The sequence below is a fragment of the Mobilicoccus sp. genome (genome assembly GCF_032060985.1).
GTDB lineage: Bacteria > Actinomycetota > Actinomycetes > Actinomycetales > Dermatophilaceae > Mobilicoccus.
Genome location: NZ_DAMBGD010000003.1, coordinates 131,557 through 147,863 on the forward strand (window position 1 = coordinate 131,557; position 16,307 = coordinate 147,863).

The window sequence follows — 16,307 nt, forward strand, 5'->3', positions numbered from 1 at the left end:
CGCCGGAGCGGGGCCGTGCCGGTGGGGTGGTCCATCGAGTCCTCGTCGTCGTGTCGGGCGATCCGGTGGCGGCACGCCCGCACCGGTTGTCGGCGGAGCGGCCGGGTCACCGGCGCGGTCGCGGGACGCCGTCCCCCGCGCCCCGGGAGGCACCCCCTCAGGGGGAGCACCCGAACGAGTCTAGGTGACGCTCAGGGCCGCACGCCAACGTGCCGCGCCGACGACGGACCTGAGAACGACCTGGTCGGACGCCCGTGTCAGGACACCGAGCTCACCAGGAGACCCCGACCCGCGGGACCGACCTCCGCCGACCGCGACCGCGACCCGACCGTGGACACGATGTGCGTCATCCCCCCGGGGTGACGGGCTCAGCGGGGGTCCTCGAGCGGGAGGGTGGGGGCGTCGCCGCCGTCGAAGGAGGCTTCGGGGGTCGTCCAGGCGGCCGGGACGCCGGCGGGTGGGCGCAGCCCGAGGTGGGCCCAGGTCTGCGCCGTCGCCATACGGCCACGAGGGGTGCGGACCATGTATCCCTCGCGCACGAGGTACGGCTCGGCGACGGTCTCCACGGTGTCGGGCTCCTCCCCCACGGCGACCGCGAGGGTGGACAGTCCCACCGGCCCGCCGGAGAACCGGCGGCACAGGGCCTCGAGGACCCCGCGGTCGAGCCGGTCGAGCCCGGAGGCGTCGACGTCGAAGAGCGCGAGGGCCGCGTGGGCGGCGGCGAGGTCGACGACGTGGCGACCGTGCACCTGCGCCCAGTCCCGCACGCGGCGCAGGAGGCGGTTGGCGATGCGGGGTGTGCCGCGCGAGCGACGCGCGATCTCGTGGATCCCGGGGGCGTCCGCCTCGATGCCGAGCAGCGTGGCGGAGCGGCGCAGGATCGTCTCGAGATCGTCGGTCTCGTAGAAGTCGAGGTGTCCGGTGAACCCGAACCGGTCCCGCAGCGGTGCCGGCAACAACCCGGCTCGGGTCGTCGCGCCGACGACGGTGAACGGGGCGAGTTCGAGCGGGATCGCCGTCGCTCCGGGGCCCTTGCCCACGATGATGTCGACCCTGAAGTCCTCCATCGCGAGGTACAGCATCTCCTCGGCGGCGCGGCTCATCCGGTGGATCTCGTCGAGGAAGAGCACCTCGCCCTCGGTGAGCGAGGACAGGATGGAGGCGAGGTCGCCCGCGTGTTGGATCGCCGGGCCGCTCGTCACCCGCAGGGGCGCCTCGAGCTCGGCGGCGGTGATCATCGCGAGGGTCGTCTTGCCGAGCCCGGGAGGCCCGGAGAGCAGGATGTGGTCCGGCGGCGCGCCACGACGGCGGGCGGCCTCCAGCACGAGGGCGAGCTGCTCGCGCACCCGTGGCTGCCCGGGGAAGTCCTCGAGCCTGCGCGGACGCAAGGCCGCCTCGACGCGCTGCTCGTCGCCCTCGATCGCCGCCGGGTCGACGATGCGCGCGCCCACCTCGTAGGAGCCGTCGTCCTGTCGGACCTCGTCGTCCCGTCCGAACCCGTCGTCGTGATCCGCCGTGCCTCCTTCGCCGCGGGTCATCGGCCGAGCTCCCGCAGCGAGGCCTTGAGCAGTGCCGGCACGCTGATGACGTCATCGCCTTCACGGGCGAGGACCGCGTCGATCGCGCTCTCGGCCTGTCTGGCGTTCCAGCCCAACCCGACGAGGGCCTCGCGGACCGGGTCTCGCCGGGTGGCCTCGGGCGCCGCGGTCGGCCTCGCGACGTCCCCGCCGGTACCGACCGCCTCGGGTTCGGCGATCTTATCGCGCAGTTCGAGGACCAACCGCTCGGCGCCCTTCTTGCCGATCCCCGGCACCTTGGTCAGGGTGCGCACGTCGCCGGAGGCCACGGCGAGCCGCAGCGACGCCGGGTCGAGGACGGCGAGCATGGCGAGCGCGAGCCGGGGGCCGACGCCGGACACCGTCTGGACGAGTTCGAACAGGTCGCGTTCCTCGGGCGTGCCGAACCCGAACAGGGTGAGGGAGTCCTCCCGGACCACGAGGGAGGTCGACAGGCGTGACTCGCGCCCGAGGTAGGCGGCGGCCGCCGTCGACGGCGTCGTGTGCACGGTGAGGCCCACGCCACCGACCTCGACGACGACACGGTCGAGACCGACGTGGTGCACGGTGCCGGTGAGGGTGCTGATCATCGGCGGCCTCCTGGCGTGCGGGACGTGACGGCGCCGGGGACGCCGGCCGTGGTGCCGGCGCCGGCCGTGGTGCCGGCGGGTCTCGCCGTGGCGGTCGGGGCGGGGGCGGGGGTGCCGACGCCCCGGCGGGCCCGTCGTTGCGCCTCCTGCAGGCGGCTGGGCGGGCGGCCGGCACCTGCGGCCGCTGCGGCCTCGGCGATGCGGGACTGGGCACCGCCGCGCCACACGTGGCAGACGGCGAGGGCGAGCGCGTCGGCGGCGTCGGCCGGCCGTGGCGGGTTCGCGAGCCGGAGGATGCGGGTGATCATCGCGGTGACCTGGGCCTTGTCGGCGCGTCCGTTGCCGGTGACGGCCGCCTTGACCTCGCTCGGGGTGTGCAGTGCGAGGGGCAGGCCCCGACTCGCGGCCGCGAGCATGGGGATCGCGCTCGCCTGCGCCGTGCCCATGATCGTGCTCACGTCGCCACGCGCGAAGACCCGCTCGACGGCGATGGCGTCGGGGGCGTACCGCTCGATCCAGTCCTCCAGCTCGATCTGGAGGGCGAGGAGGCGCTCCGGCACCGAGTCGGACGAGGGGGTGCGCACGACCCCGACCGCGACCATCCGCAGGGGTGCCCCGACCCCCCCGTCCACGACCCCGAGGCCGCAGCGCGTGAGCCCGGGGTCGACGCCCAACACCCGCACGACGACCTCCTCGGCTCCCGTTCGTCCGTCGGCCCACGCGCGATCGTCAGCGTGCGTGGACAACTGTTCGATCGACACTGTACGGGGTGAGGCGCCCGGTCCGGATCACCGCCGCGCCACGCCGACACGCGCCGACGGGCGGTTCCCCTGGGGAACCGCCCGTCGATCGTCCACCCGTCGACGCTCGGTCGCGCGACCTCGCCTCGGACAACCGGGCCCGGGGCCGGCTCACTCCTCGTCGTCGAGCTGCGCGGCCACCTCGTCGGAGACGTCCCCGTTGACGTAGACGTTCTGCACGTCGTCGCTGTCCTCGAGCGCGTCGACGACCCGCATCATCTTGCGAGCGCCCTCGAGGTCGAGCTCGACCTGGAGGTTGGGGACGAACTCGGCCTCGGCCGAGTCGTAGTCGATGCCCGCCTCCTGGAGTGCGGTGCGCACGGCGACGAAGTCCCCGGCCTCGGAGATGATCCGGAAGCTGTCGCCGAAGTCCTCGACCTCGTCCGCGCCGGCATCGAGCACGACCTCGAGCAGGGAGTCCTCGGTGGCCTCCCCGTCCTTCTGCTCCTTGGGCACGATGACGACGCCCTTGCGCGCGAAGTTGTAGGCGACGCTGCCCGGGTCGGCGAGGGAGCCGCCGTTGCGGGTGAGCGCGACGCGGACCTCGGTGGCGGCGCGGTTGCGGTTGTCGGTGAGGCACTCGATGAGCACCGCGACACCGCCGGGGGCGTAGCCCTCGTACATGATCGTCTGCCAGTCGGCCCCGCCGGCCTCGGCGCCCGAGCCGCGCTTGACGGCGCGGTCGATGTTGTCGTTGGGGACCGAGGACTTCTTCGCCTTCTGGATGGCGTCGTAGAGCGTCGGGTTGCCTGCGGGGTCACCGCCGCCGGTGCGGGCCGCGACCTCGATGTTCTTGATGAGCTTGGCGAACAGCTTGCCGCGCTTGGCGTCGATCGCCGCCTTCTTGTGCTTGGTCGTCGCCCACTTGGAGTGACCGCTCATCGTGCATCTCCTGCCTCGCCTGGAAAAAGCCTTCGCGAATCCTACGGGTCGCGGCGCGCACGGGTGAAACCGTGCCCGGAGCGCGCGCGTCACGAGGCGTCGCGGGACTCCCGGACCATGCGGACGAACATCGCGTGGACGCGCAGGTCGCCGGTGACCTCGGGGTGGAACGACGTCGCGAGCAGTCTCCCCTGGCGGACCGCGACCGGGCGGTTCACGCCGTCGACCTCGACCGAGGCGAGCACCTCGACGTCCTCGCCGAGCTCCTCGACCCACGGGGCGCGGATGAACACCGCGGTGAGGGGTCGACGTTCCTCGTCCTCCTCGGGACGTGATCCGTCCGCGCCGCCCAGATCGGCGGCGACGTCGAGGTCGGCCTCGAACGAGTCGACCTGCCGCCCGAACGCGTTGCGCCGGACGAGTACGTCCATGCCGCCGAGGGTCTGCTGCCCCGCATGCGACTCGACGAGCCGGTCGGCGAGCAGGATCATCCCGGCGCACGAGCCGTACACGGGCATCCCCTCGGCGATCCGCCGCCGCAGCGGATCGGCGAGGTCGAACGCGCGCAGGAGACGGTCGATCGTCGTCGACTCCCCGCCGGGAAGGACGAGCCCGTCGACCTCGGCGAGCTCGGAGGCGCGGCGTACCGGGACCGCGTGCGCGCCGCACTCACGGAGGGCGTCGAGGTGCTCGCGGACGTCCCCCTGGACGGCGAGGACGCCGACGGTGACGCGCGGGCGTCCCCCGCTCGTCGTGTCGGTCGTCCTGTCGGTCGTCGTGTCGGTCGACGACTCGAGAGGGCCGGCGGAGGCGCGGTCGCCCGTCACGGTGTCGACTCCTGTCGGGCGTCGGGGGAAGCAGACGTCATCACGGCGCCGATGGTAGGGGGCCCCGGCACGCGCGCCGTCGGCGCCCCGGTGACCTGGCCCCGGGTCGGGTGGTCTAGGCGCGGGCCTCTCGCTCGACGCGGCGCACGAGAAGGTACTCGCGGGAGCCCGAGACGCTGACGACCTCGGAGTCCGCCTCCTGCAGCTCGGCGACGACCCAGGGGTGCTGGTCATGCACGACGGGGTGCTCGCGCACGACCTGCCAGCCCTCGTCGCCCATCTCGTTGAGGGCACTCATCGGGGAGTTGACCTCACCGATCTGCAGGGTGTGTCCCTCCCGCGTCGTCACCCGACGGAAGTACGTCGGGCCGCTGCGGCGATGGGCGATGCCGACGATCATCTCCTGGTACTGGTAGCGGTCCAGGGCGCGCGGAGCGGAATCGGTCATACCGATCCATCGGCAGCGCGGGCCCCGAACACCAGTGTCCCGCGGGACCGATCCGCCCGGGGTGGGTGGCGCGGTCCCGCGGGAGACGGGTGCTTCTCAGGGCCGGGGCGTCACCAACCGCGTTCGGCGAGGCGGTGCGGCACGGGGATGTCGTCGACGTTGATGCCGACCATCGCCTCGCCGAGACCGCGGGAGACCTGGGCGATGGTGTCGGGATCGTCGAAGAACGTCGTCGCCTTGACGATCGCGGCGGCGCGCTCGGCGGGGTTGCCGGACTTGAAGATGCCGGAGCCGACGAACACGCCCTCGGCGCCGAGCTGACGCATCATCGCCGCGTCGGCAGGAGTGGCGATGCCGCCCGCGGTGAAGAGGACGACGGGCAGCTTGCCCGCCTCCGCGACCTCCTTGACGAGGTCGTAGGGGGCCTGCAGCTCCTTGGCCGCAACGTACAGTTCGTCGGGCTCCATCGCGCGCAGGGCGTTGATCTCGCCGCGGATCTTGCGCATGTGCGTCGTCGCGTTGGAGACGTCACCGGTGCCGGCCTCTCCCTTGGAGCGGATCATCGCCGCACCCTCGGTGATGCGGCGCAGCGCCTCGCCGAGGTTGGTCGCGCCACACACGAACGGCACGGTGAACTGCCACTTGTCGATGTGGTTGGCGTAGTCGGCGGGGGTGAGCACCTCGGACTCGTCGATGTAGTCGACCCCGAGGCTCTGCAGCACCTGGGCCTCGACGAAGTGACCGATGCGGGCCTTGGCCATGACGGGGATCGAGACGGCCTCGATGATCCCGTCGATCATGTCGGGGTCGCTCATGCGCGACACGCCACCCTGGGCGCGGATGTCGGCGGGGACGCGCTCGAGGGCCATGACGGCGACCGCGCCGGCGTCCTCGGCGATCTTGGCCTGATCGGGGGTGACGACGTCCATGATGACGCCGCCCTTGAGCATCTCGGCCATGCCTCGCTTGACCCGGGCGGTGCCCGTGGTGGAGGTGGTCGGTTCCGTCCGCACGTCGGTGGACGGGGCGGGGGTGCCGTCGGAGGGCTGGGCGGCGTCGTCGCGCCGGTCGGCAGTGCTCACGTGCGTTTCTCGCTTCGTCGGTGGTGAACCCGTGGTGCTCGGGGCGCGGACAGTCTACGGGCGCCAGCGCGGCGCTCAGACGCGATCGCCGGCGGGCGGCAGCGCCTGGGTGTGGACGGCCCACATGCGCTGGACGACGGTGACAGCGCTCGCGACGGCGAGGATGCCGAGGACGACGGTGAGCACGACGTCGGGCCAGCCGAACAGGCCCGTGAGACCGGTGGCGACGAGGACGACGACGAGACGGTCGGCGCGCTCGGCGATGCCGCCCTTGGCCTCGAACCCGAGACCCTCGGCGCGGGCGCGGGCGTAGCTCACCATGAACCCGAACACGAGGCAGGCGAGGGCGAACCAGGCGGTGAGGAGTTCGTCGTGTCGCCCGGCGAAGTAGAGCAGGAGCCCACCGAAGACCGCGCCGTCGCCGAGGCGGTCGAGCGTCGAGTCGAGGAACGCCCCCCACGGGCTCGTGCGACCGGAGAGCCGCGCCATCGTGCCGTCGAGGGTGTCGGAGAACACGAACAGCGTGATGACCATCGTGCCGACGAAGAACTCGCCGCGCGGATAGAAGAACAGGGCGCCGGCGACGACACCGATCGTGCCCACCAGGGTGACGGCATCGGGCCCGACGCCGATCTTGAGGAGTCCGGCGGCGAGAGGAGTGAGGAGGCGGCGCACGAACGCCTGCGCGAAACGGCTCAACATGGTGGCGCCAGCCTAACCGCTGCCCCTGACCGGACTCTGTCGCCGAGACGACAGATGGGATGACAGCAGCGGTACTGCTCACGCGATACCCCACCTGCCACCCCATCTGCCATCTCGGGTCTGCGGGTGCGGATCGCTCGTGACCTAGGTCCTCGCCCCGGCCCCGGCCGCGGGCGCACAGTGAGCTATGGGCAGACAAGACCACACCACCGGAACCCCCGTCGTCTCCTCCCCCGAGGCCCTGCGCAACGTCGTGCTCGTCGGCCCGAGCGGATCGGGGAAGACCCGGCTGTTCGACCAACTCGTCGCGACGACCACGCCGGGCCATCGGCCCCCCACGCGAGACGGCAGCAGATCGACCTCCCTGGAGGTCGCCTCCCTCCAGAGCGGGGACCTGGTGGTGAACCTCCTCGACACCCCCGGCTACGCCGACTTCGTCGGTGAACTGCGCGCCGGGCTCCGCGCGGCCGACGCCGCGGTCTTCGTCATCTCCGCCGCCGACGGTGTCGACGCCGCGACCCGCACCCTGTGGTACGAGTGCAAGCAGGTCGGCGCACCCCTCGCCGTCGTCCTCACCAAGCTCGACACCCCCCATGCCGACTTCGACTCCGCGGTGGCCGACTGTCAGGCCGCGTTCGGTGAGGGCGTCATGCCCCTCGGCGTCCCCGTCATGGGCTCGGACAACGAGCTCGAGCGCATCGTCGACCTCGTCCTCGGTGAGGTGCACGACTACACGGGCGGGAACCGCACCGTCTCACCCACCGGCGAGGAGCACATCGGGTTCTTCGACACCTACCACGGGCCCCTCCTCGAGGGGATCATCCAGGAGGCCGAGGACGACACCCTCCTCGACCGCTACCTCGGCGGGGAGGAGATCGGCTTCGAGGTCGTCGAGGAGGCGCTGCTCACCGCCGTCGCCCGCGGGTCCTTCCACCCGGTCGTGCCCGTGAGCGTCAACACCGGCGCCGGCATCGAGGTGCTGCTCCACCTCATCGGCGCCGCGTTCCCGCCGCCCACCCGCGCGAACCGCCCCAAGGCGTTCACGATCGCCGGTGCCGAGGCCCCCGAGATCACCGTCGATCCCTCCGCGCCCCTCGTCGCCGAGGTCGTGCGCACGACGAACGACTCCTACGTCGGCCACGTGGCCCTCGTCCGGGTGTTCTCCGGCACCCTCACCCAGGACGCGCTCGTGCACGTCTCGGGACACCTCGGCAGCTTCGCCGGCCACGACGTCGCCGGCCACCCCGACCACGACGAGGACGTGCGGGTCGGTCCCCTCGCCTCGCCGCTCGGCACCGAGCTGCGGCCCAAGACGGAGGCGGTCGCCGGCGACATCTGCGTCGTGCAGAAGCTGCCCGGCGCGAGCACCTCGGACACGCTCAGCTCCAAGGACTCCCCCGTCGTCGTCGCCCCGTGGGCGATGCCCGAGGCCCTGCTGCCCGCCGCGATCCGGGCGGCGACGCGCGCCGACGAGGACAAGCTCCCCGGCGCCCTCCAGCGCCTCGCCGGGTCGGACCCGTCGCTGCGGGTCGAGCACAACGCCGAGACCGGTCAGGTCGTCCTGTGGACCATGGGTCAGACCCACCTGGACCTCGTCCTCGGCCGGCTCGAGAACGAGCTCAACGTCGCCGTCACCACCGAGCCGCTCCGCATCGCCCTGCGCGAGACGTTCATCGGCAAGGCCGCGGCCAAGGGCCGCCACGTCAAGCAGTCCGGTGGTCACGGTCAGTACGCGATCTGCGACATCGAGATCGAACCGCTCGAACGCGGCGCCGGGTTCGAGTTCGTCGACAAGGTCGTCGGCGGCGCGGTGCCCCGGCAGTTCATCCCCAGCGTCGAGAAGGGCGTGCGCGCCCAGCTCGAGAAGGGCGTCGTCGCGGGATACCCCATGGTCGACGTGCGTGTGACGCTCGTCGACGGCAAGGCCCACTCCGTCGACTCCTCCGACGCGGCGTTCCAGCTCGCCGGGGCGCTCGCGCTCAAGGAGGCCGCGACCCAGCAGGGCGCGACCGCGCTCCTCGAACCCATCGAGCTGCTCACCGTCACCGTGCCCGACGAGCACCTCGGGGCCGTCATGACCGACGTCAGCGGTCGCCGTGGGCGTCTCCAGGGCAGTGAGCAGTCCGACCGTGAGGGCTTCTCGGTCGTCAAGGCCGAGGTGCCGCAGGCCGAACTCACCCGGTACGCCGTCGAACTGCGCTCCCTCACCCAGGGCGCCGGCAGCTTCGAGCGGGAGATGGCCGGCTACGAGCTCATGCCCGCCCACCTCGTCGAGCAGTACGCCAAGGCGGGCTGAGCGCGACGTCGTGCGCGCCTGGGCGCGACAGGACCGAGAGCGGGAGCGGGGCCGGACCAGGTGTCCGGGCCCCGCTCCCGCATGTCGCAGCGGTGCTGCGGCGCACACCGGCGGTCGTGCGCGCGCCGCGGCGAGCGTCAGCGCGGCCAGGCCTCGCGGAGCTCGGTGCGGGTGTCCTCGAGGAGCACGGGCAGGGCCTTGGTCTGACCGATGATCGGGAGGAAGTTCATGTCGCCTCCCCAACGCGGCACGACGTGCTGGTGCAGGTGCGCCTCCACGCCCGCGCCCGCGACGGCGCCCTGGTTCATGCCGAGGTTGAACCCCATCGGGTTGGACGCGGCCTCGAGGGCACGGATCGCGTCCTTGGTGAGGGCCGTGAACTCGAGCGTCTCCTCGTCCGTGAGGTCAAGGTAGCGGGGGACGTGGCGATAGGGGCAGATCAGCAGGTGACCCGGGTTGTACGGGAAGAGGTTGAGGACGACGTAGCACGTCTCACCGCGGTGGACGATGAGCCCTTCGGCGTCGCTCCCCCCCGGCGCGCTGCAGAACGGGCAGGTCGGAATGTCGTTCCTGCCTCGACTCGGCCTCGCCGTCGGCTTGCCCTCCCCACGGATATAGGCCATCCGGTGAGGGGTCCACAGACGCTGGAACCCGTCCCGCACACGGGCGAACTTGCTGGCCTCCTCGGGCGCCTCCGGGATCTGCATCCCCCGATCCTAGGCGCTCGCGGGCTCGGCTCGGCCCGCCCGCGCCGGAGCCGACACGTCCGACGCCTGGGCACGCTCGCATCGGGTGTGGCAGGCCCGGTCGTGTCGTCGTCAGGGGTGGTCGCGACGCCACAACTGATCGCCGCAGGGGGCGAACCCGCGGCGCCGGAGCATGCCGCCGGCCACCTCGCTGGGCAGGAGCTGCACCCAGAGCAGTTCGGCGGCGTCGGCCCACGCGAGCGCCTCGTCGAGCACCTGCGAGCCCAGCCCGAGGCCACGCGCCTCGGGACGCACGTAGAGGTTCGTCATGTGCCCCCATGAACGCGGCACCCGGCCGGGTCTCGGCAGCGCCCGCATGAGCGCGATCGTGCAGGCCCCCAAGGGGTTTCCGTCAACGGTCGAGGCGATCCAGCTCGGATACCGATCGCGCTCGGCGAGCCAGGCGTCGGTGTAGCGATCGAGGAATCTCTCCTCGGGAGGTCGCCCGAGCTCGCGGTTGTGGGCGATCTCCAACGCGGCCAGGCGGAAGGCATCGTCGGACTCGGCCCGCGCGACGCGGGTGAGCTGCGAGGACAACCCCTTCAAACCTGCCATGGGGGCAGTGTGACATCGCGGAAGCGACAGCTGTGCTTGTGCGACGCGTGAAGCTCGGCCGGAACGGGTGGAGCGCGGAGTGTCGAGGAGAACGCCTGGGTGTCGTGTCTGACGCCGTTCAGGCGTGGTCGACGACGTCCTGCGCCGGGGCGCTCGTCACCTGCGCCTTGGTCTCGATGGCCGTGACGATCTCGGCGACGGCCTCCTCGATCGGCACACCGTTGCGCTGGCTGCCGTCGCGGTAGCGGAACGACACCGCGCCCGCGGCCCGGTCCTCCTCTCCGGCGATGAGGACGTAGGGCACCTTGGACTTGCTCGCGTTGCGGATCTTCTTGGGGAACCGGTCGTCGGAGATGTCGACCTCGACCCGCACCCCGGCGGCCTTGAGCCGGTCGGCCACGTCGAAGAGGTACTCGTTGTACTCCTCGGCGACGGGGATCGCCGTGACCTGCACCGGCGACAGCCACACGGGGAACGCGCCGGCGTAGTGCTCGACGAGCACCCCCATGAACCGCTCGATCGAGCCGAACTTCGCGGAGTGGATCATCACCGGCCGCTGACGGGAGCCGTCGGGAGCCTGGTACTCGAGACCGAAACGCTCGGGCTGGTTGAAGTCGTACTGGATCGTGCTCATCTGCCAGGTGCGGCCGATCGCGTCGCGGGCCTGAACGCTCACCTTGGGCCCGTAGTAGGCGGCGCCGCCGGGGTCGGGCACGAGCTCCAAGCCCGTGGAGGTGCATGCCTCCTCGAGGATGTCGGTCGCGATCTTCCAGTCCTCGTCCGAGCCGATGAACTTGCTGCTGTCGGGGTCGCGGGTCGACAGCTCGAGGTAGAAGTCGTCGAGTCCGAAGTCCCGCAGGAGCGAGAGGACGAAGTGAAGGAGGTGCGTGATCTCCTCGCCGGCCTGCTCGGGCATGCAGTAACTGTGGCTGTCGTCCTGGGTGAATCCCCGGAGGCGGGTGAGCCCGTGGATGACGCCCGACTTCTCGTAGCGGTACACGGTGCCGAACTCGAAGAGCCGCATCGGCAGCTCGCGGTAGGAGCGTCCCCGCGACCGGAAGATGAGGTTGTGCATCGGGCAGTTCATCGCCTTGAGGCGGTAGTCCGAGCCCGCACGGGTGATCTCACCCTCCTCGTTGCGCTCCTCGTCGACGTGCAGCGGCGGGAACATCGTGTCGGCGTAGTACGGCAGGTGCCCGGAGGTGTGGAAGAGGCCGTCCTTGGAGATGTGCGGGGTGCCGACGTAGAGGAACCCCTCGTCGACGTGCCGCTGGCGGACGTAGTCCTCCATCTCCTTCTTGATGACCCCGCCCTTGGGATGGAAGACGGGCAGGCCGGAGCCGAGCTCGTCGGGGAAGCTGTAGAGGTCCAGCTCGGTGCCGAGCTTGCGGTGGTCGCGCTTCTCGGCCTCGGCGAGGCGGTCGAGGTAGGCCTTGAGGTCGTCCTTGCTCGCCCAGGCGGTGCCGTACACGCGCTGGAGCTGGGCGTTGGCCTGATTGCCGCGCCAGTACGCGGCGGCGCTGCGCATGACCTTGAACCCGTTGGCGATGAGCTTGGTCGTCGGCACGTGCGGTCCGCGGCACAGGTCGCCCCAGGCCACGGACCCGTCGCGGCGCACGTTGTCGTAGATCGTGATCTCGCCGCCGCCGACCTCGACGGACGCGCCCTCGGCGCGCTGCTCCAGGGCGCCGGACTCCTCGGAGCCACCGCTGCCGGGGCCGTGGGCGAGGCCGATGAGCTCGCACTTGTACGGCTCGGAGGCGAGTTCGGCGAGGGCCTCCTCGGCGGAGACGACCCGCCGCTGGAAGCGCTGGCCCTCGTTGACGATCCTCTGCATCGTCTTCTCGAGCTTTTTGAGGTCCTCCGGGGTGAAGGGCTCGGCGACGTCGAAGTCGTAGTAGAACCCGTCGCGGATGTAGGGACCGATGCCGAGCTTGGCCTCGGGCCACAGCTGCTGGACGGCCTGGGCCATCACGTGGGTGCACGAGTGTCGCAACACGTCGAGACCGTCGGGTGAGGCGATGTCGACGCCCTCGACCTCGTCGCCGTCGGTCAGCTCGTGCGTGAGGTCCTTGAGCTCGCCGCCGACGCGGGCGACGACGACGCGCTTCTCATCCTCGAACAGGTCGGCGGCCGTCGTGCCCACCGGCACCGATCGCTCGCTCCCGGCGACGGACACGGTGATCTGGGCTGACACGGGTGACTCCTCGGTCGATGACGGGGCCGACGCCCACGGTCGCGGCACGGCGGCGCGGGCCACTCGGCCCGCCCGTCCAGGGTAGTCGCCCCGATCGGCCGCCCTCACCGGGGTTTTCGGCGCGTGTCGTGCCGCCTCGTGTCGTCCGTGCCGGGTGGGGTCGACGCCGGGTCGGACGGGCGCCCGGTGGCGTCCCGGCCCACGGGCGTCGGTTCAGGCCAGGCGGTCACCGACCTCGACGGTGCCGGCGCGGACGACCTCGGCGTACACCCCGGGGCAGTGCTTCGGCAGTTCGGTGACCCGCAGGACCGCCGTGCCGATGTGCACCTGCTCGCCGACGAGTTCCTGCAGATCCTCGTCGGCGACGTCGAGCACGATGTTGGCTCGCGCCACGTCGGGGTTGTTCTCGCGCCCGACGACGTGGACGGGGCGTTTCTTGCGGCGGTCGCCCTCGAGTCCCTCGGCCTCGATGCGCGCGTGTGAGAGCGACCGGCCGGGCGCGTCCTTCTCCGGGTAGACGGCGAGGCTGAGCACGGTGCCGCCGATGACGGGGCGGAGGAGTTCCATGGCGTCACTCTGCCAAACGGATTCGGGAGCGAACAGACCCGTGCCGCCCTTCGCCCGCGCGAGCCGACGGGCACGGACCGGCCGGCCCGTAGGCTGGCCGCCGTGCCGAACCTGCCCACCGCCCTCGTCGCCGCCGCCGACGTCCTGCGCTGTCCGCGGTGCGCCGCCGCGATGACGCCGGTCGAGCGAAGCCTACGATGTGCGGGAGGTCACAGCTTCGACGCCGCTCGTCAGGGGTACGTCAACCTCCTCAGCCGCCCGGCGGGCGCGGCGGCCGACGACGCCGCGATGGTCGCCGCGCGTCGGGACGTCCTCACCTCCGGCCTGTACGACGCGCTGACGGCGGGTCTCGTCGACGTCGTGGAGCGGGTCGAGGCGCCGCCCGGGTGTGTGGTCGACGTCGGCGCGGGGACGGGCCACCACACGGCTGCCGTCCTCGACGCGCTCCCCCGCCGGGTCGGCCTGGCCCTCGACCTGTCCGTCTACGCCGCGCGACGAGCGGCGAAGGCCCACCCCCGACTCGCGGCGGTCGTGGCCGACGTCTGGGAGGGGCTCCCCGTCCGGGACGGCGCCGCCGGGGTCGTCCTCGACGTGTTCGCGCCCCGGAACGTGGCGGAGTTCGCCCGGGTCCTCGCGCCGGGCGGCGCGGTCGTCGTCGTGACACCGGCTCCCGCGCACCTGACCGAGCTGGTCACGGCCCTCGCGATGCCGAGGGTGGACCCCCGTAAGGCCGAGCGCCTCGCCGAGACGTTCGCCGACTTCACTCACGGCCCCACCCACGCGGTCCGCGAGACGCTGAGGGTGAGCGGCGCCGTGGCCGCGTCGCTGGCCGGCATGGGGCCCGCCGCGCACCACGTCTCCCCCGCCGCGCTCGAGGAGTTCGCCGTCCGCCGCGACGAGGTGGCGGTGACGTTCGCCGTGGACGTCGCCGCGTTCGTGCGTCCCCGGGGCTGACGGGGGACGTCGCCCGCGGGGTCCCGTGACGCTCCGGTGCTCGCTTCCCCGACGCGTGCACCCGCCGCTCACCTCGGCTCGCGATCGCCCGCGACGGGCGGGCGACCTCACCCGCAGACGGACGAGGGCGACCCCTCGCGGGATCGCCCTCGTGCTTCGCGTCGTCGGTGGACGTAGCAGGACTCGAACCTGCGACCTCTCGCGTGTGAAGCGAACGCTCTAACCAACTGAGCTATACGTCCGTGGGACTCGCACGGCGCGGAAGGCGTCGGCGAACCGAGCGCCCACGTTACCCGGCAGGGGGCATGCGTACCAAGTCGGCACGCCCACGGGTCCCCCGCCCGGCCGGTCGCGCTCGGCCACCCCGCCGCCCACCGTGACGCGAGGGAGCACGACCCCTCAGAGGGCGAGGTGGGTGCGCATGAACCCGGCCGCCGGCTCGGGAACCCAGCCGGGAACCCCGGAGAACTTGAGGGTGGTCCACAGCACCGCGTTGACGAACAGACACGTCAGCACCACGATCCCCCCGCGCACGGCCATGTTCTGGTGCATCACCCAGTCGTTCCACCGGCGGAGTGTGCGCATGCCGTGCTCGTGCAGGCGTCGCGCCCAGTGGAACTCCGACGCCCAGATGCTCACGCCGATGAAGACGATGAGCCACCCGGGCCCGGGCAGGGGGACGGTGACCAGTCCACCGACGACGACCATGCCGCCGATCGTCGCGATGACGGCGCGGTAGATCCGGTGCGTCTGACGGTTGGCGCGGATCCGGCGCCGCCAGGCCCAGTCCCGCGGGCGCCGGATGTGGTGGTCGGGGGCCTGACCCCGGGAGGGGTCGACCGCCTGCTCCCGCACCTCGTCCCGTGGCTGTGAGTCCTCGGGGGCCGACGACGGGTCCGGTGTCGTGTCGGTCGTGGTCATGTCACCCCCTGGGTCCGGTTGCACTCCCCCATTGTCAACGAGACGCCCCGCCGGTGAGTTCCCGATGGCGGCACCGCGCGGGCGAGCGCGGGGGTCCGGTTCAGTGCCAGGCGAGCCCGAGGCACTCCACGGCCGAGACGTGGCTGGTGCGCGCCCATTCGGGCGTCCTCTCGCCCCACCAGCTGTCCTCACGGGCACGCCGCATCGCCTCGACGAGGTCGTCGGCCGCGACGGTGAGCCACGTGCCGGGCCGGCCGTCGTGCGTGGAGAGCAGAACGCTGTAGAGGCGCGTTCCGGCCGGGGCCATGACACTCATGCGGGGTCGCTCCTGATTCGAGGTCGGAGGTGGCGTTCGAGGGTTCGACGCGGTGGCAGAGACGGGCTCGAGAGCCCTACCCCTTGTCGACGGGGAGAGGACCGGCGTGAGGGCCATGCGCAATCCTGACCGTCATCGGACGCGTCCGTGACGAGAACGCCCGACGGGCGGCTCGAGTGCCGCCCGATCGGGTCGTGGGGCCGGTCGGGCGATCCGGGCGCGACCACACGCAGAACGAGACCCCCAGCCGTGTGGCTGGGGGCCTCGTTTCGTGCGGTGGGCGATACTGGGTTTGAACCAGTGACCTCTTCCGTGTCAAGGAAGCGCGCTACCGCTGCGCCAATCGCCCGACGAAGCGCCCGAAGCGCTTCTGTGAGGTGGAGACGGGATTTGAACCCGTGTACACGGCTTTGCAGGCCGTTGCCTCGCCTCTCGGCCACTCCACCGCGAAGGCTGAATGACTGCCTTCCGAGGGAGGCGATCCTCCGAGCGGACGACGGGACTCGAACCCGCGACCCTCACCTTGGCAAGGTGATGCTCTACCAACTGAGCCACGTCCGCATGTGCGTCGCGTGGATTCCGTTCGACCTTGTCGGCCTTGCGGCTTCCCGCGGCGTGCTGGACGACAGTAACCGATGACCGCGGCCGGAGTCCAACCGGCCCGCGGCCGAGTCCTCGACGTGTCCTCGCAGCTACCGGCCGCGCCCGCGCGTCCGTGCCCCTGAGGCGTGCGTCACCGCAACGCCCGGGATGAGCCACGCGTCGACCCCACGGCGTGGTCTGGGTGTCGGTGGCACGTCGCCGGTGCGGCACACTGCTCACGGATCGTGCCGCCGACGCATCGCGGCGCCGGTCATGGACGCCACGA

16 protein-coding genes and 4 tRNA genes are annotated in these 16,307 nt (G+C 71.9%); 2 read left to right on the forward strand and 18 right to left on the reverse strand.

The genetic code is table 11. From position 1 onward, the window contains the following. Positions 1 to 368: 368 nt before the first annotated feature. From ruvB to pgsA, 8 genes are all read right to left on the reverse strand, one after another. Positions 369 to 1,538, reverse strand: a complete 1,170-nt coding sequence (gene ruvB, locus RT054_RS03740; RefSeq protein WP_313022205.1) for a Holliday junction branch migration DNA helicase RuvB — start codon at positions 1,536 to 1,538, stop codon at positions 369 to 371. Next, positions 1,535 to 2,146 (reverse strand): Holliday junction branch migration protein RuvA, encoded by a 612-nt coding sequence (ruvA, locus tag RT054_RS03745; RefSeq protein WP_313022206.1) that lies wholly within the window; start codon positions 2,144 to 2,146, stop codon positions 1,535 to 1,537. The genes ruvB and ruvA overlap by 4 nt, the downstream gene beginning before the upstream one ends. Beyond that, the gene (ruvC, locus tag RT054_RS03750; protein ID WP_313022207.1) at positions 2,143 to 2,829 is read right to left on the reverse strand and encodes a crossover junction endodeoxyribonuclease RuvC; all 687 of its coding nucleotides are present in this window, start codon (positions 2,827 to 2,829) and stop codon (positions 2,143 to 2,145) included. The genes ruvA and ruvC overlap by 4 nt, the downstream gene beginning before the upstream one ends. Positions 2,830 to 3,057: 228 nt before the next feature. Then, positions 3,058 to 3,828 (reverse strand): YebC/PmpR family DNA-binding transcriptional regulator, encoded by a 771-nt coding sequence (locus RT054_RS03755; protein WP_312719609.1) that lies wholly within the window; start codon positions 3,826 to 3,828, stop codon positions 3,058 to 3,060. A gap of 89 nt (positions 3,829 to 3,917) precedes the next feature. Then, positions 3,918 to 4,655: a pyridoxal 5'-phosphate synthase glutaminase subunit PdxT gene (pdxT, locus tag RT054_RS03760; protein ID WP_313022208.1), complete on the reverse strand. Its 738-nt coding sequence runs from the start codon at positions 4,653 to 4,655 to the stop codon at positions 3,918 to 3,920. A gap of 115 nt (positions 4,656 to 4,770) precedes the next feature. After that, entirely contained in the window at positions 4,771 to 5,103 is a 333-nt protein-coding gene (locus RT054_RS03765) for a hypothetical protein (protein ID WP_312719611.1), read from the reverse strand. 110 nt (positions 5,104 to 5,213) lie between these two features. Then, positions 5,214 to 6,116 (reverse strand): pyridoxal 5'-phosphate synthase lyase subunit PdxS, encoded by a 903-nt coding sequence (gene pdxS / locus RT054_RS03770; RefSeq protein ID WP_313022303.1) that lies wholly within the window; start codon positions 6,114 to 6,116, stop codon positions 5,214 to 5,216. A gap of 144 nt (positions 6,117 to 6,260) precedes the next feature. Beyond that, positions 6,261 to 6,887 (reverse strand): phosphatidylinositol phosphate synthase, encoded by a 627-nt coding sequence (pgsA, locus tag RT054_RS03775; RefSeq protein ID WP_312719613.1) that lies wholly within the window; start codon positions 6,885 to 6,887, stop codon positions 6,261 to 6,263. A gap of 187 nt (positions 6,888 to 7,074) precedes the next feature. Between pgsA and RT054_RS03780 the strand changes: the two genes are divergently transcribed. Continuing rightward, complete coding sequence (locus RT054_RS03780; protein WP_313022209.1) at positions 7,075 to 9,183, forward strand: elongation factor G-like protein EF-G2; 2,109 nt, start codon at positions 7,075 to 7,077, stop codon at positions 9,181 to 9,183. A gap of 137 nt (positions 9,184 to 9,320) precedes the next feature. On the opposite strand, the gene RT054_RS03785 is transcribed toward RT054_RS03780, so the two are convergent. From RT054_RS03785 to RT054_RS03800, 4 genes are all read right to left on the reverse strand, one after another. Next, a complete protein-coding gene (locus RT054_RS03785) occupies positions 9,321 to 9,890 on the reverse strand; it encodes an HIT domain-containing protein (RefSeq protein ID WP_312719616.1) in 570 nt (189 codons plus the stop codon). Between the two features lie 111 nt (positions 9,891 to 10,001). Continuing rightward, positions 10,002 to 10,484, reverse strand: a complete 483-nt coding sequence (locus RT054_RS03790; RefSeq protein WP_313022210.1) for a GNAT family N-acetyltransferase — start codon at positions 10,482 to 10,484, stop codon at positions 10,002 to 10,004. 118 nt (positions 10,485 to 10,602) lie between these two features. Beyond that, on the reverse strand, positions 10,603 to 12,681 hold the full coding sequence (gene thrS, locus RT054_RS03795) for a threonine--tRNA ligase (RefSeq protein ID WP_313022211.1): 2,079 nt from the start codon (positions 12,679 to 12,681) through the stop codon (positions 10,603 to 10,605). A gap of 213 nt (positions 12,682 to 12,894) precedes the next feature. Next, a complete protein-coding gene (locus RT054_RS03800; RefSeq protein ID WP_313022212.1) occupies positions 12,895 to 13,248 on the reverse strand; it encodes a hypothetical protein in 354 nt (117 codons plus the stop codon). 144 nt (positions 13,249 to 13,392) lie between these two features. On the opposite strand from RT054_RS03800, the gene RT054_RS03805 reads away from it, so the two are divergent. Then, a complete protein-coding gene (locus tag RT054_RS03805; RefSeq protein ID WP_396837203.1) occupies positions 13,393 to 14,202 on the forward strand; it encodes a putative RNA methyltransferase in 810 nt (269 codons plus the stop codon). A 168-nt stretch (positions 14,203 to 14,370) separates the two neighbouring features. Here RT054_RS03805 and RT054_RS03810 read toward each other — a convergent pair. The 6 genes from RT054_RS03810 to RT054_RS03835 all read right to left on the reverse strand — a co-directional run bounded on the left by RT054_RS03810 (position 14,371) and on the right by RT054_RS03835 (position 16,000). Continuing rightward, positions 14,371 to 14,444, reverse strand: a tRNA-Val gene (locus tag RT054_RS03810). A gap of 157 nt (positions 14,445 to 14,601) precedes the next feature. After that, on the reverse strand, positions 14,602 to 15,123 hold the full coding sequence (locus RT054_RS03815) for a TIGR02611 family protein (protein WP_313022214.1): 522 nt from the start codon (positions 15,121 to 15,123) through the stop codon (positions 14,602 to 14,604). A gap of 100 nt (positions 15,124 to 15,223) precedes the next feature. Then, entirely contained in the window at positions 15,224 to 15,439 is a 216-nt protein-coding gene (locus RT054_RS03820; protein WP_313022215.1) for a hypothetical protein, read from the reverse strand. A 277-nt stretch (positions 15,440 to 15,716) separates the two neighbouring features. Then, positions 15,717 to 15,788: transfer RNA gene (locus RT054_RS03825), tRNA-Val, on the reverse strand. A gap of 26 nt (positions 15,789 to 15,814) precedes the next feature. Beyond that, positions 15,815 to 15,885 (reverse strand) — tRNA-Cys (locus RT054_RS03830). A 42-nt stretch (positions 15,886 to 15,927) separates the two neighbouring features. Further along, positions 15,928 to 16,000: transfer RNA gene (locus RT054_RS03835), tRNA-Gly, on the reverse strand. Positions 16,001 to 16,307: the final 307 nt, after the last annotated feature.

What these genes read in the sequence shown, in the direction of transcription:
- ruvB (WP_313022205.1), bottom strand. Translation starts at nt 1,538, where the DNA reads ATGACCCGCGGCGAAGGAGGCACGGCGGATCACGACGACGGGTTCGGA.
- ruvA (WP_313022206.1), bottom strand. Translation starts at nt 2,146, where the DNA reads ATGATCAGCACCCTCACCGGCACCGTGCACCACGTCGGTCTCGACCGT.
- RT054_RS03755 (WP_312719609.1), bottom strand. Translation starts at nt 3,828, where the DNA reads ATGAGCGGTCACTCCAAGTGGGCGACGACCAAGCACAAGAAGGCGGCG.
- RT054_RS03765 (WP_312719611.1), bottom strand. Translation starts at nt 5,103, where the DNA reads ATGACCGATTCCGCTCCGCGCGCCCTGGACCGCTACCAGTACCAGGAG.
- pgsA (WP_312719613.1), bottom strand. Translation starts at nt 6,887, where the DNA reads ATGTTGAGCCGTTTCGCGCAGGCGTTCGTGCGCCGCCTCCTCACTCCT.
- RT054_RS03780 (WP_313022209.1), top strand. Translation starts at nt 7,075, where the DNA reads ATGGGCAGACAAGACCACACCACCGGAACCCCCGTCGTCTCCTCCCCC.
- RT054_RS03785 (WP_312719616.1), bottom strand. Translation starts at nt 9,890, where the DNA reads ATGCAGATCCCGGAGGCGCCCGAGGAGGCCAGCAAGTTCGCCCGTGTG.
- RT054_RS03790 (WP_313022210.1), bottom strand. Translation starts at nt 10,484, where the DNA reads ATGGCAGGTTTGAAGGGGTTGTCCTCGCAGCTCACCCGCGTCGCGCGG.
- RT054_RS03800 (WP_313022212.1), bottom strand. Translation starts at nt 13,248, where the DNA reads ATGGAACTCCTCCGCCCCGTCATCGGCGGCACCGTGCTCAGCCTCGCC.
- RT054_RS03815 (WP_313022214.1), bottom strand. Translation starts at nt 15,123, where the DNA reads ATGACCACGACCGACACGACACCGGACCCGTCGTCGGCCCCCGAGGAC.
- RT054_RS03820 (WP_313022215.1), bottom strand. Translation starts at nt 15,439, where the DNA reads ATGAGTGTCATGGCCCCGGCCGGAACGCGCCTCTACAGCGTTCTGCTC.